The following is a 14,234-nucleotide window of genomic DNA, read 5'->3' on the forward strand; positions in this document are numbered from 1 at the left end:
ACGCCGGGCCCGTACGCCGGGTCGGTACGCCGTACCCCTCAGCCCGCGAGGTCGGCGAGTTTGCGGAGCCTCGCCAGGTCCCGGATGGTCGTGGTGCGGTAGCCGGTCTCCAGCAGGCCCTCCTCCCGCAGCTCGCGCAACCCCTTGTGGATGGTGGTCTCGGCGGCCCCGGTCAGCGCGGCGATCTCGGGCTGGGTGAGCCGGCAGCCGACCACCACCCCGTCGGACCCCTGCCGCCCGTACCGCTCGGCGAGTTCCACCAGCAGCCGGGCCATCCGCACCTTGACCGGGTAGCCGCGGAACTCCAGCCGCCGCCGGTTCGCCCAGCGCAGCCGGTCCGCGACCATCCGGGTCAGCGCCATGGCCACCTCGGGCCGGCGCACCATCAGGTCGTTCAGCGCGGCCGGCTGCATCACCCGCGCCGTCAGCGGGCCGCACGCGGTCACCGTCGCCGAGCGCGGCGCCCCGTCCAGGGCAGCCATTTCGCCGACCGTGTCCCCGCCGACGCGCACCGCCAGCAGCGAGGCCTGCCCGTTCTCCACGGTGGCCGTGACCTTGGCCAGGCCGGTCAGCAGCAGGAGGGCGTGCCGGTCCCGGGCGCCCTCGGTGAGCAGCACGGCACCCGCCCCGAACCGCACCTCGGTGCCGGTGGCCAGCAGCTCCCGGCGGGCCGGCGGCGACAGCAGGGCCAGCAGACTGCGCGCCGGCCACTCCGGGATCGGCTCGGGGCCTGGCTGGAGCGGCACGCTGGCCCCCTCGGCAGTCGCATCGGTCACCGGGCCCGGCATCGGCACGGGCACGGGCATCGGCCGGGCATCGGGTCGACTCCCGGACAGCGACAGGGTACGGCCGCGGCCGGGCGGAGAGCAGGCCGGCGCAGCCTCGTCTCGCGACGGGCGTACGGAGACGATGTGTGCGCAGTGCGTAGGTTTTGTAACGGTTGCCCGGTATGCAGCTGCAAAGCCGTTAAAGCCGGACGGGCGCGGAAAAAGCCCTTCCGCCCACTGGGCCGGAAGGGCTCTGGGCACGCGCCGGGACTAGCTCAGCCCCTTGCTCCGCTCTCCGATGCGGTCGCCCTGGGGTGAGCCGGACCGCTTCAGGGCCGCTTTCGTATGCACTCCGCCCTTGACCTTGCTCCGCACCGGACCTTCGAAGCCGTGGCCGTGCCCCTGCACCCGTGGGGGACGAATCGGATCCTGGGCTTTCGGGGGCGCCGCAAGGTCCTGCCGCTTCTGCTCTTTAGTCATCCCGCCGTCACTCCCTCGGGGAAGCACTCAATCGGACTATTCGGATCGTATGCACACCTCTCCCCAGAATGCACCCGGTCAGGAAGCGGACCAACGCTGAGTGAGGACGGATATCGCCTCGGTGACGTCGTCGAGGCGGCCGTCGTCGGTCCGTACGCGCCGGCTGAGCTCGATGTGCAGGAAGCGCAGCCTTTCCTCGGCCGCCACCTGCCCCTGCTCGTTCGACGTACCCGCGAGCTTGCATTTGCGGGCGTACGCGCGGCAGACCTCCAGCCCCTCCCCGGACAGCCCCTTGGACAGCAGCTTGGCGTCGGAGACCGCGCGGTCCCCCGCCCCCGTCGAGATCACCGCGTCGAACTCGGGGAAGGACTCGTTTGCGAACCCGTGCAGCTGGACCCCCGGCAGGCGGCGCTCCATGAGTTCCCCGATCACGCTGTGGAAGACCGAGTCCGTACGGTGCGCCACGTCGGCGGCGTCCCCCCGGCCCGCCGTACGGTGGGCGCCGGCCAGCACCATCACTCCGCCGGGTGCCCCGCGCAGCACCCGGGCCCCGAGCCGCTCGGTCTCCTGGTCGGCGATCGGGTGCGGGACCTGTACGATCCAGCTCGGCTTGGCTCCGAGGTCCAGGTACACCCGACCCCAGCCGCGGTTCGCGCCGTCCCCCCGGGCGGCCCCGTCCGCCACCTCGGCGAAGCGGCGCCCGCTCACCGTGTCCGTGAACGAATGCACGACGAAATCGACCTCGGCCAGTCGCTCGCGCGCCTCCTCGGGCCGGCCGTCCAGCAGCAGCGCGACGCCCTGAGTGATCGTCAGCCGCTCCTGCTTGGTGGGTATCCGGTACCCGCCCCTTTCGCCGAATCCCAGGGTGAACTCGGTAATCCGCTTTTCCAGGTCGACCCCGGCCGGCTGCTGTGACGCGGGGTCGACACGCTTCTCGTCGGAAGGTTGCCCCCCAAAGAGCATGACGTACACCACAATCAAGCCAATGACGGCGAGGGCACCGAAAGTTATTGCAATCGTTATTCGTTTTGCGGGGGATGGAGTCATGGTCATATAAAAATAGACCGAGTGAAGAACTCCGCCTCCACCGTCACGCTCCGCACAGCGGCGCTCACCGTCCTCCTGGCCACCGCCCTCACCGGCTGTGGACTCCTGGGAGACTCGGGCGACTCCGCGGACGGCGCCAAGGCGGGAGGCGGCAGCGGGCGATCCTTCACCGTGGCCGCGGCCGGGGACGTCCTGATCCACCCCGAACTGACCACGCAGGCGGAGCAGGACGCCAAGGCGGCGGGCAAGAAGGGCATGGACTTCGGCGCGATCATGGCCGGGGTGAAGCCGGTCATCAGCAAGGCGGACCTGGCGATCTGCCACATGGAGCCGGTACTGGGCAAGCCCGAGGGCCCGTTCCAGACCTTCCCCGACTTCCTCGCGCCCCCGCAGATCACCACCACGCTCAAGGACATCGGCTACGACACCTGCTCGACCGCGTCCAACCACGCGCTCGACCACGGCGAGGGCGGTGTGGGGAGCACCCTGGCCGCCCTCGACAAGGCCGGCCTCAAGCACACCGGGTCCGCGCGCAACCAGCAGGAGGGCACCAAGCCGCTGATCCTGGACGTCAAGGGCGTCAAGGTCGCGCAGCTCTCCTTCGCCGGCGGCTTCAACGGCCGCCAGGTCCCCGCGGACAAGCCCTGGCTGGTCAACAAGACCTCGCTCGACGCCATCTCCGCCGCCGAGAAGGCCGCCCGCGCCGCCGGCGCCGAGGTCGTCATCCTCAGCATCCACTGGGGCACCGAGCACCAGCCCGCCCCGAACGGCCTCCAGCTGAGCCTCGCCAGGAAGATCGCCGAGAAGACCGGCATCAACCTGGTGATCGGGCACCACGCCCACGTCGTCCAGCCCATGGAGAAGGTCGGCGACACCTGGATCGCCTACGGCCTCGGCAACCAGCTCGCCCGCCACGCGGTGCCCAGCGGCCTGTCCGAAGAGGGCGTCATCGGCTGGTTCGAGTTCGCCGAGAAGAACGGCACCTGGGACGTACAGCCCCGCTACGTGCCCACCTTCGTGGAACTGCCGCCGGACGCCGAGCAGACCGACACCGGCGTCAAGCCGCTCGAGGCCGGCCAGGTCAAGGACCACCGTCTGCTCGACCTCGCCACCGCCCTCAAGGACGGCCGAGACCTGAGCGAGCAGCGGCGCGCCCGCTACCGGCTCGCCTACGACCGCACCCAGGGCACCCTGCTCAACCGGGGCGGCGGCAAGGACGGCCTGAAGCCCCTGGCGGGTCTGCCGGACTGAGTGACCGAACGCCCGGACCCGCCGACGCGGGGAACCGGCGCCACCGCATCCGCTCACCCGGCCCCCAGCGGCTCGAGCCGCCCAGCCACATCACGTAGAGGAGTGTCCGTTGTCCGCGTCGCGCACGAAGCGGCAGCACAAGGTCCGCCGCAGGGCGGACATGTCGCTGTTGGGCGGCATCCGGCCTCCCATCGCCGCGCTGTCCGCACTGCTGCTCGCCCTCGCCGCGCTCACCGCCTTCCACCTCGGCAGCGTGGGCAAGGACTCCGTCCCCGAGGCGGTCCGCACCTCGCAGCAGCACTTCGCCGAGGACGGCTCCATCGCTCTGCGCGCATCGCTGGACGAGTCGATCACCGACCTCTCCCGCACCGCCAACCTCTTCAACGCGGGCGCACCGGTCTCCGCGGACACCGTGCTCGACAAGCTCGGCAACGTGTACCAGAAGTGGCGCGGCACGGCCGTCATCGAGATCAAGTCGGGCCGGCTGGAGGCCCAGCGCGGCGAGAACCTCCCGCTGACCGCCATCGACCGCACCAAACTGAACGACGAAGACGGCCTCGCCCCGCGCATGGTCCGGCTGGAGAACGGCGAGACCCGCCTCCTCACCTTCGCCGTCCTGTCCTGGCCCGGCCAGCCCCAGAAGCTGCTCATCGCCTCCAGCAGCCTGAAGTTCCCCGGCATCAGCCTCGGCAAGTTCCGGGCCATCGCGGTCACCGACTCCAGCGGCCAGATCCTCAGCAGCGACGGCCTCGCCAACGACGAGCAGATCCAGTCGGACGAGGTCAAGGAAGACACCGAGCGGGCCCGCAACCAGCTCAAGAAGTACGCCAAGACCGCCGCGAAGAAGTCCAAGGCCCACCCGCTGACCACCAAGGAGCCCGGTGGCGGCGGGTTCCTCGGCGTCAGCGGCAGCCTCCTCGGCCCCTCCCACAACGGTGAGCGGACCGTCGTCGGCTACGCCTCCCTCACCGGCCCGGAGGCCGGCAAGGGCACCGACGCCACGGCCCTCGGCCTGACCGTCATCTCCCTCCTCAACGTCACCGAGGACGAAGGGGCGGCCAACAACCGGTTCTTCGGCATCGTCGCCGCCGGCGCCCTGCTGGTCATCGGCTTCCTCGCCATCGCGCTGCTCATCGGCACCGTGCAGCGGCCGCTGCTCCAGCTCTTCCTGGAGAGCCGCCGGCTCAGCCGCGGCGACCTGAAGCGCCCCGTCACCCGCCCCAAGTACGGCGAGGCCGCCCGCATCGGCACCGCCCTGGAGCGGCTGCGCCGCCAGCTGCTCGGCGAATCCTCCGAGGAGCAGGCGGCCCACGACCCCGGCCGCGTCCGGGGCCGGATCGGTGCCCGCTCCCTGCTCGCGCTCTGCGGCGCCCTGCTGCTGCTGTGGTCCGCGCCGCTGGTGCTGCTCCTCAACCGGGCCGGCGAGTCCGTCGCCGTACCGCAGACGATCATCCACGACCAGCTCGACCGCACCGACACGATGGCCGACCGGGTCCGCCGCGCACTCAACGAGGGCCACGCCGACCTCACCTCCGTCGGATCGCTGCTCGGCGAGGGCACCACCCCCGCCGACATGACGGCCGTCCTGGAACGCACCCTCACCCAGCACGGCCGCTACCAGTCCGTGTACGTCCTGCGCGCCGACGGCACCATCGCCGCCAAGGCCGGCGCCGCGCCGCGCCACCCGCGCGGCAAGGGCCCCTCCGCCGAACCGGTGGTCCTGACCGAATCCGGCAACGAACCGCTCATCACCGAGTACGCCGCGGCACCCGGCCTCAAGGGCGCTGCCGTCGTCGGCGAGCTGCGCATCGACTTCCTCAACTCGCTGCTCAAGCGGCCGGGTCTGGGCGAGGTCCGCGTCGTCGACGGCCAGCAGCGCGTCATCGGCGGCAACAACGGCTACCTGGCCTTCAAGCCGCTCCAGAACGACGACCTGCGGGCCCTGGTGACCGGCGCCAACCAGAAGGTCGGCAAGGGCCCGCGCCCCAGCAGCGTGCTGCTGCGCGGCGACGGCATCACCATCGCCGCCGCCGCCCCGATGTCGGGCGGCGGAGCCGCCAAGCCGCTCAACTGGACCGTGGTCAGCTGGCAGCCCGCCAAGGGGCTCGCCATCCCCGAGTACAGCCTGCAGAACCGCACCGTGCTCGCCGGACTGCTCGGCCTCACGGCCGCCGTGGCCTGCCTCGGCTGGCTCCACATCATCGTGGTCCGGGCCCTGCGCGAACTCGCGCAGCGGGCCGAGGCCCTCGCGGACGGCGACCGCCGGACCGTCCTGTTCCCGCGCCACCACGACGAGGTCGGCGCCGTCACCCGCAGCCTGGAAGTGATCCGGCAGCAGCTGCAGGAGCTGCGCAAGCGGGAGGCCAATGGCACCACCGACCGGTCCGGACGGGCCGCCCAGGCCGGAAGGAACTGACCCGCCGTGCTCTTCCTCTACACCGTGCTGGTGGTGTGCTGCGTGCTGATGCTGGTCGCCGGCATCATCGAGCAGCGGCGCCACTTCGCCAACCTGGACGAGATACCCACCCGGGTGCTCGTCAACGGCATCCGCGGCAAGAGTTCCATCACCCGGCTGGTTGCGGGCGCGCTGCGCGGCGGCGGACTGGTCACGGTCGCCAAGACCACCGGCACCGCGGCCCGCTTCATCCACCCCGACGCCACCGAGGAGCCGGTCTACCGCAAGTTCGGCATCGCGAACGTCGTCGAGCAGATCGGCATCGTGCGGCGCGCCGCGGCCTACCAGCCCGACGCCCTGGTCATGGAGTGCATGGCGGTCATGCCGCCGCTCCAGGAGCTCAACCAGGCCAAGCTGATCCAGTCCACGATCGGCGTACTGTGCAACGTCCGTGAGGACCACGTCGCCGAGATGGGCCCGACCCTCGACGACATCGGCCGCTCGCTGTCCCGCTCGATGCCGCACGGCGGCATCTGCGTCACCGCCGAGAAGGACCGCTTCCACGTCCTCCAGGAGGAGGCGGACGCGCGGAACTGCCAGCTCATCTACGCCGACCCCGAGATGGTCACCGACGAGGAGCTGCGCGGCTTCAGCTGGTTCACCTTCAAGGAGAACGTGGCGATCGCGCTGACCGTCGCCGACCTCCTCGGCATCGACCGCAAGACCGCCATGCAGGGCATGTACGACGCCCCGCCGGACCCCGGCGTCCTCTCCGTCGACCGCTACATCGCCCCGGGCGACAAGCGGCTCCGGTTCGCCAACGTCTTCGCGGCCAACGACCCCGAGTCGACGCTGATGAACATCAACCAGCTGCTCGACCTCGGAGCGATCAGCCGCCCGCTGAACGTGGTCATCAACTGCCGCCCCGACCGGGTCGAGCGCAACGGCCAGATGGGCCAGATCGTGCCCGACCTGCAGCCCGACAAGGTGTTCGTCATCGGCCACCCGGCCAAGAGCGCCATCGACGCGATCCCCGCCGAGTGGCGTGACCGCGCGGTCGACCTCGGCGGCGAGCGCGACGGCGAGGAGTTCATGCACGAGCTGCTCGACCACCTCGGCCCCGAGTCCTCGCTCGTCGCCATCGGCAACATCCACGGCCAGGGCGAGATCCTGCTGGAGCACCTCGCCGAGCTGCCCTCCTTCGAGGAGGACGGCGACGCGCGGCCCGCCCCGGGCGCGCCCACGGACCACGTCCGGCACGACGAGACGATGGGCCTCTACGTCCGGCCCCTCGACCCGTACGGGAACCTGGCCCCCGCCGAGGAAGCCCGCCGGGCATGGGACCAGGTCCCGCACCAGCGCACCCCGCAGTACCCGTACCAGCAGCAGGGCTTCCACCCGGAGCCGTACCAGCAGGAGCCGTACCAGCAGGAGCAGGGGCAGCCGTACGGGCAGACGTACGGACAGCCGCAGGGGCAGCCGCAGGACGCGGCCCCGGTGCCGTGGCCCGCCTTCCAGCCTCAGCAGCGCCCCCAGGGACCGCCGCGGCCGCAGCTCCCGCAGCTTCCGCAGTCCCCGCAGCAGCGCCAGATCCCGCAGCCCCAGCAGCAGACCCAGCCGTGGCAGAGCCCAGGAGAACACCGTTGATCCCCGCCGTCCTCACCCCCGAGATCGCCGCCGTCGGCATCGCGCTGGGCCTGCTGTTCTCCCTCGTCTGCTACCTGACGACCAACCTGTCCCCCGGCGGCATGATCACCCCCGGCTGGCTGGCCCTCACGCTCATCGAGGACCTCCAGCGGGCCGCGATCGTCGTCGGCGTCACCGTCCTGACGTACGTCCTCACGCTCGTCGTCCAGCGCTTCGTGATCCTCTACGGCAAGCGCCTGTTCGCGGCCGTCGTGCTGATCGGCGTGATCCTTCAGGGCGGCGTCGTGATCCTGCTCCAGATGGAGTTCCCGCTGCTGTACGCGAACCAGACCCTGGGCTTCATCGTGCCCGGCCTGATCGCCTACCAGCTGGTCCGCCAGCCCAAGGGGGCCACGCTGCTCGCGACCGGCTCCGCGACGCTCATGACGTACGTCGTGCTGACCGCCGGCATCCTGCTCGGCGTCATGCCGCACGCGTGACCGCCCCTTCCCGCCGACCCACCCACCTCGCCCGGAGCGACCGATGACCGCCTCGTCCAAACGCCGCACCCGACCCGTCCTGCACGCGGCCACCGTGATCGCGCTGCTGGCCGGAAGCGCGTACTTCACCATCGAGCTGCGCAAGGAGGAGCAGGCCAAGGCCCCCGCCATCGTGAGCATCAAGGACACGCCCGTCGGCGGTGCCACGAAGGCGGGCGACGAGAGCGCCCAGAAGTGGGAGCGGCTGAAGAACCCCGAGCGCTCCGTGCTCCGCGACGGCAAGGGCGCCATCCTCGCCACCTTCACCGACGGCGCCCGCACCGCCACCCTCACCGGACCCAGCCGCACCTTCACCGAGCCGGCCACCACCAAGACCCGGGTGGTCACCGACAACTGGGTGCGGCTGATGCCGGAGCCGTGGCGCAACGGCGCCGAGCGCGAGCAGTGGTTCAAGGACTGGTTCAAGAAGTACTTCGGCAGCCAGGAGGACGACCTCTTCGCGATGGCCTTCCAGTACGGCGACCAGGCCCCGGTGAAGAAGGACGCGGAGGGCGTCCCCTACGCGGGCGACGCCAGCTTCGGCCCGCTCAACCCCAACGGATCGGTCGGCAACGACTACCGCCTGGAGGAGTCGGACTTCTACGACTACCTCGGCATCCCGTACACGTTCCGCAGCGGCGTCACCCAGAAGCCCGAGACCGCGCGCTACCGCTCCATGGACTGCTCCGGCTTCATCCGCACCGTCTTCGGCTACCGGGCCCGCTTCCCGCTGATGGCCTCGGACACCGCCGGCGACGGCCTGCCGCGCACCGCCAACGGCATGGCCCGCTCCAAGGCCGGCGTGAACGTCATCCCGCTCAAGGGAGTCGGCGCCGCGGACCGGCCCACCACCATCGACGTGCTCCAGCCCGGCGACCTGCTGTTCTTCAAGCTGGACGGGCGCACCGGGGAGCGGCTGGACCACACCGGCATCTTCCTCGGCACCGACACCGAGGGCCACAAGATCTTCATCTCCAGCCGCGAAGAGGCCAACGGCCCGACCATCGGCGACAAGGGCGGCACCTCGCGCCTGGACGGCAACGGCTACTACGCGACGACCCTGCGCAGCGCCAAGCGCCTCTGAGGCGTCACACTCCGGCGACCACCGCCCCGTACCGCGAGACTCAGCGTCCGCGGTGCGGGGCGGGCCTGTCTGCCGGGGAGGTCCGCTCCGGCAGACCGGGCCGCTCCGGCGCCCCCAGCGCCTGGTAGATCAGCGACTCCGGGCAGGGCGTACCGCGCGGGAGCTGGTACTTCGCGGCCAGCCGGTACTGGCCGGGGGCCGGGGCCAGCAGCTCCGTCCACACGTCGCCCTCCAGGTCCGGCGCCGCCTTGAACAGGCACCCGGCCGTGTTCTCGTACTGCTTCACTGGCGTCCCCCCGGCCTTCGACAGGGGCGTCTCCTGCGGGGGCTCCACCGCCTTGCCCGCCTCGTCCACCAGGCCCAGCCACGGCGAGTGCGGCACCTTCACCAGCACCCGGCCGGACTCCTTGACGTCGATCACCATCCGGTCGGCGCCCGCGCGCACCACCTGGGCCGGCCCGCCCACCAGCTGGGTCGGCTCGTGCACCTTGAACAGCTGCCAGTTCGCGTCGCCCCACACCTGCTGGAGGTAGGGCAGTCCCTCGCGGACCAGGACCGCCTCGTCCACGCCGCCCGAGTCGGGTTTGTCGGCCGGCAGCACCACGTAGTGCACCGCCCAGCGGTCCAGCCAGGCCCGGTAGCTGTCGGCGGTCAGCGTGTCGTCGTAGAAGAGCGGGTTGCGTTCCAGGTCCGCCTGCCGGTTCCAGCCGCGGGCCAGGTTCACGTACGCGGGGAAGGCCGAGGACTCCCGGTGGCTGCTGGCCGGGACCACCTCGACCCGGCCCCGGTCGGCGCCGGCCTTCTGCAGCTGGTCGACCAGCGGCGCGAGCTCGCGGTTCCAGGCGGCCACCGGGGTGGTCCGGACGATGTCCATGACGCTGTTGGCGGTGATCCAGGACATCAGGCCGGCGAACGCGAGGAGCACGGCGTACCAGTGCCGGGAGCGCCGGACGGAGTACGGGAGGGCGGCGAGCAGCACCGCGCCGCCGAACAGCATCACCAGACGGGTGACGTTCGAGCCGACCTGGGAGTCGATCACCCAGGTGAGGAAGACGCCGAGGGCGTACACCGCGGAGGCGATCCGGACCGTCTTCCACCGCTTCGGTACGAGGAAGAGGATCACCAGCGCGAAGAAGAAGGGCAGCCAGGCCGAGCCCACCTTCATCGGCTGGGTGCCGGAGAACGGGAACAGCCAGGACGAGAGCCCGACCACGGCCACCGGCGCGAGCCCGATCGCGTACGCGCCCGGCCGCCGGCCGCTCAGGAACAGCGCGGCCGCCACCACCCCGAGGAACAGCCCGGCGACCGGACTGGAAGCGGTGGCGAGCCCGGCCAGCGGCGCGGCGACGGCGGCTTTCGCCCATCGCTTCCGCGCCCATTTCCGGGGCCAGCAGAAGGCGGCGGCGACCGCGGCGAGCGCGAACAGCACGCCGAGTCCGAAGGTGACCCGGCCGGACAGGGCATTGCAGAACAGCCCGTAGACCCCGGCGAGGGCGGGCCACAGCGGCTCGCGGACGGCGCCCCGGCAGCGGGTGAGGATCAGGGCGAGCAGGGCCGCCGACAGGGTGCCGGCGATCATCATGGTGGTCCGGACGCCGAGGACGTGCATCAGGTACGGCGAGACCACGCTGTAGGAGACCGGGTGCATGCCGCCGTACCAGGCGAGGTTGTACGCGGAATCCGGATGCCGGCCGACGAACTCGGCCCAGGCGTCCTGGGCGGCGAGGTCCCCGCCGCTGTTGGCGAAGAAGAAGAACCAGACGACGTGCAGGACGGCGGCGGCCGCGGTGGCGACGGCCACGGGGTGCCGCCGGGCCGTGTGGAGCGGCCCCCGACGGCCCGCGGGGTCGCCGGGGCCGCGGGGGCCGGCGGGGCCGCCGGCCGCGGCCGGGGCCGCGGAGGAGGGGCCGGAGCCGGCCGGGTCGGGCGTGCGGCCGGCTGCCGGCCGCCGTATGTCCGGCCCTGCGGGCACGCCGCCGACGCCGGCCTCGGCCGCCGGCTGCGGCCCCTGCTTCTGCTCAGCGGTGGTCACTGCGCACTCCCCATACTGCGTCCCCGGGCACTGGCCCCGAAGACGCGTACCGGCGCCCCGGGGTTGCCCGGGGCGCCGGAGTCGTCACCTTCGTCCTTGCCGGTCGGCCGGTCGGCCGGCCGTTCTCAGCCGACCCGGGTCAGCTTGCTGCCGATGCCGGGAGCGATCAGGTCGCTCTTCAGCACCACCGGCACCTTGACCTGGCTGGCGCCCTCGCCGACGGTCAGCATGCCTACCTCGGTTCCGGCCTTGGCGGACTGCGGCAGGCTGCCGCCTCCGTCGCCCAGCTTGATGGCCACGGTCACCGACGGCCAGCCGACCGCTTCCACGTCGGCGGTGGCGGCAACCGGGGTCCGGCCGCCGAGACCGTCGTCCACGTAGCCGACCACCTGGCCCTTCTTCACCACGGGCTCGCCGGTCAGCATCTTCTGCGTGGCCAGCATCATGTCCTTGCTGGCGGCGATCGCGGTGCCGAGGATCGGAGTCTTGTGCTGGCCGAGGACCGCGCCCACGATCAGCTGGTTGGTCTTGCCGACCTTCTTCTCGGCGGCGAAGAGCAGGTTGCCGCCGCCCTTGGTGGTGGAGCCGGTCTTGATGCCGAGCGAGCCGTTGAACGGAACGAGGTCGTTCCAGTTCCGCCACTCCTTGCCGGAGGCGTCGGTCCACTTGGGCAGCCTGGTGATCGCGACCAGGGCTTCCATCTCGACGATCTTCAGACCGAGCTTGACCTGGTCCTCGGCGGTGCTGACCGTGGTCGAGTCCAGACCCGAGGGGTCCGTGTACGTGGTGTTGGTCATGCCGAGTTCCTTGGCGGTGTCGTTCATCTTCTTGACGAACGCCTCCTGGTCACCGCCGGTGTCCCAGCGCGCGAGCAGCCGCGCGATGTTGTTGGCGGACGGGATCATGAGGGCCGCGATCGCGTCGTACTCCGAGATCTGATCGCCCTCCTTCACCGTGTTGAGGGTCGACTCGTTGTCCGACTTGTCCTTCTTGCCCTCGGACTCGGCGAGCTTGTCGATCGGGATCATCGGACCCTTTTCCCCCTTCTTGAGGGGGTGGTCGCGCAGGATGATGTACGCCGTCATGGCCTTGGTCACGCTGGCGATCGGTACGGGCTTCTGCTCGCCGGAGGAACCGACCGTGCCGAGACCCGCGGCCGCCATGTACGACTGGCCGTCGCTCGGGTAGGGCAGGCTCGGCTTCTCGCCGCTGAAGGTGAAGGTGTCCTTGGCGGTCATGGTCAGCTTCGGATCGGGCAGCGGGCGGACCAGCTGGACGATGCCGAGGATGACGGCGAGCAGCGCGAGCAGTGGCGCGTAGATCTTGACCCGCCGGACGGCGGTCCGCATCGCGCTCGGCGGCGGGGGCGGATTGTTGGTGAGCTCGGCGAGCATGTCCAGCGGCGGCCTGGGGGGCAGCGGCTGCTGCGTGGTCCGCTCGGGGCCGACCGCGTCGACGGCGGGCCTGGGGGCCGGCTTGGGAGCCGCCGGGGCGGGCTTGGGGGCCGTCGGCGCGGGCTTGGCCCGGGGCGCGTCATCCGTACGGAGCGGCACGAAGGTGCTGCTGCGCTCGCTGCCGGACGCGGAGGGCGCGGCGGGCCGGAACCACTCCTTGTCGGAGGGGGTGGAGGGCGAGGAGGGCGCGGTGGGGGCCGCTGCTCCGGGGCGGACGGCGCGGAAGACGGCGGTCTTCTCGCTGTCCTCCGGACCGGAAGCGGAATCTTCGGTGGCGGGTGCGGAGTCTTCGCGCATGCCACCGAGAACGCCGTCGCGCTTCCCGGAGTCACCGCCCGAAGCGGAACCCGGCTTCGGCTTCGCAGCCGGGGCCGCTCCACCGGAAGCGGAACCCTTGCCGGCCCCATCGGGCCGCACCGCACGGAACACCGCGGTCCGCTCCGAGTCGGCCGGGTCCGCATCGTCCGCGGGCTTGTCCGCCGCTGCCGTCCCGGCGGAACCGGAACCCTTGCCGGGCGCGTCGGGCCGCACCGCGCGGAACACCGCGGTCCGCTCCGAGTCCGCCGCAGCCGACTCGGCGGCGTCGGACGACGGCTTCGCCGAACCGGCAGCAGCCGGGGCCGCATCGCCCGCGGGCTTGTCCGCCGCTGCCGTCCGCACAGAAGCGGAAGCACCCGCAGCCGCCGTGGGCCGCACCGCGCGGAACACCGCCGTGCGCTCCGAGTCGGCGGCAGCCGATTCTGCGTCGTCGTCGGCAGGCTTTGCCGAACCCGCTTCGGCCGGGGCCGAGGCCGCGGGCTTCGCGGCGGGGGCAGCAGAAGCGGAACCGGCAGGCGGTGCGTCGGCAGCAGCCGGGGCCGCATCTTCCCCGGGCTTGTCCGCCGCTGCCTCACCGGCAGAACCGGAACCCTTGCCGGGCGTGTCGGTCCGTACCGCGCGGAACACCGCGGTCCGCTCCGAGTCCGCCGCAGCCGGCTCGGCGTCGTCGTCCGCAGGCTCGGCCGAACCGGCGTCAGCCGGGGCCGGGCCCGCAGGCTTTGCGACCGGGGCCGCGGAAGCGGAAGCGGAAGCGGGAGCGGCAGGCGCCGCGTCGGCGGCCGCCGGGGCCGGCTCGGCAGCATCGGCGGCAGGCTTCGCACCATTTGCAGCGGCCGGCTCGGCGGCGTCGGACGACGGCTTCGCCGAACCGCCGTCGGAGGACGGCTTCTCGGAATCGGCGTCGGCCGGGTCCGCGGTGGCCACCCACGCCGCCACCGCCGCCCGCAGCGGGTCTTCCGACCCGGCCTCGCGCGGGCGCAGCACGGACAGGCGGGGGTCACGCTCCGGCGACGCAGAAGCGGCAGACCCCTTGGGCCCGCGCTCCTGATCCGCAGAGGCCGCCGCCGCTCCCGACGAACCCTGCTCTACCGACTTGTCGGGGGACTCGCCCGCCACCAGTTCCTCCTCCATCGCTGTCCGAACCGTCTAACAGTGTCCCGTCTAGGGGGCATCGCCCCCGTGCTAGACGAGAACGACATAGCTGCCGGTTCCCCCACAAAGAAGACAGGCACTCTCGACAG

Annotated in this window: 9 protein-coding genes; 5 read left to right on the forward strand and 4 right to left on the reverse strand. The window is 71.8% G+C overall.

Features of this window, described 5'->3' with window-relative positions:
- Window positions 1–38: 38 nt before the first annotated feature.
- Together AB0447_RS13190 and AB0447_RS13195 are read right to left on the reverse strand one after the other, a co-directional pair.
- Complete coding sequence (locus AB0447_RS13190) at window positions 39–746, reverse strand: Crp/Fnr family transcriptional regulator (RefSeq protein WP_366476696.1); 708 nt, start codon at window positions 744–746, stop codon at window positions 39–41.
- Between the two features lie 579 nt (window positions 747–1,325).
- Window positions 1,326–2,210, reverse strand: a complete 885-nt coding sequence (locus AB0447_RS13195; protein WP_366476697.1) for a hypothetical protein — start codon at window positions 2,208–2,210, stop codon at window positions 1,326–1,328.
- 105 nt (window positions 2,211–2,315) lie between these two features.
- On the opposite strand from AB0447_RS13195, the gene AB0447_RS13200 reads away from it, so the two are divergent.
- The 5 genes from AB0447_RS13200 (at window position 2,316) to AB0447_RS13220 (ending at window position 9,189) form a co-directional block, all read left to right on the forward strand.
- Complete coding sequence (locus AB0447_RS13200; protein WP_366476698.1) at window positions 2,316–3,545, forward strand: CapA family protein; 1,230 nt, start codon at window positions 2,316–2,318, stop codon at window positions 3,543–3,545.
- 109 nt (window positions 3,546–3,654) lie between these two features.
- Window positions 3,655–5,961: a HAMP domain-containing protein gene (locus tag AB0447_RS13205; protein WP_366476699.1), complete on the forward strand. Its 2,307-nt coding sequence runs from the start codon at window positions 3,655–3,657 to the stop codon at window positions 5,959–5,961.
- A gap of 6 nt (window positions 5,962–5,967) precedes the next feature.
- Window positions 5,968–7,587 carry a poly-gamma-glutamate synthase PgsB gene (gene pgsB / locus AB0447_RS13210; RefSeq protein WP_366476700.1) on the forward strand — a complete coding sequence of 540 codons (1,620 nt, stop codon included), beginning with the start codon at window positions 5,968–5,970 and terminating at the stop codon, window positions 7,585–7,587.
- A complete protein-coding gene (locus AB0447_RS13215) occupies window positions 7,584–8,066 on the forward strand; it encodes a poly-gamma-glutamate biosynthesis protein PgsC/CapC (RefSeq protein ID WP_366476701.1) in 483 nt (160 codons plus the stop codon). The genes pgsB and AB0447_RS13215 overlap by 4 nt, the downstream gene beginning before the upstream one ends.
- A 43-nt stretch (window positions 8,067–8,109) precedes the next feature.
- Window positions 8,110–9,189: an NlpC/P60 family protein gene (locus AB0447_RS13220; protein WP_366476702.1), complete on the forward strand. Its 1,080-nt coding sequence runs from the start codon at window positions 8,110–8,112 to the stop codon at window positions 9,187–9,189.
- Between the two features lie 40 nt (window positions 9,190–9,229).
- Here the strand turns inward: AB0447_RS13220 and AB0447_RS13225 are convergent, their stop codons facing one another.
- Together AB0447_RS13225 and AB0447_RS13230 are read right to left on the reverse strand one after the other, a co-directional pair.
- Window positions 9,230–11,161 (reverse strand): MFS transporter, encoded by a 1,932-nt coding sequence (locus tag AB0447_RS13225; RefSeq protein ID WP_366476771.1) that lies wholly within the window; start codon window positions 11,159–11,161, stop codon window positions 9,230–9,232.
- Between the two features lie 185 nt (window positions 11,162–11,346).
- Window positions 11,347–14,124, reverse strand: a complete 2,778-nt coding sequence (locus tag AB0447_RS13230) for a hypothetical protein (protein ID WP_366476703.1) — start codon at window positions 14,122–14,124, stop codon at window positions 11,347–11,349.
- Window positions 14,125–14,234 lie beyond the last annotated feature (110 nt).

This window comes from Streptomyces sp. NPDC051211, assembly GCF_040689505.1.
Classification (GTDB): Bacteria; Actinomycetota; Actinomycetes; order Streptomycetales; family Streptomycetaceae; genus Streptomyces.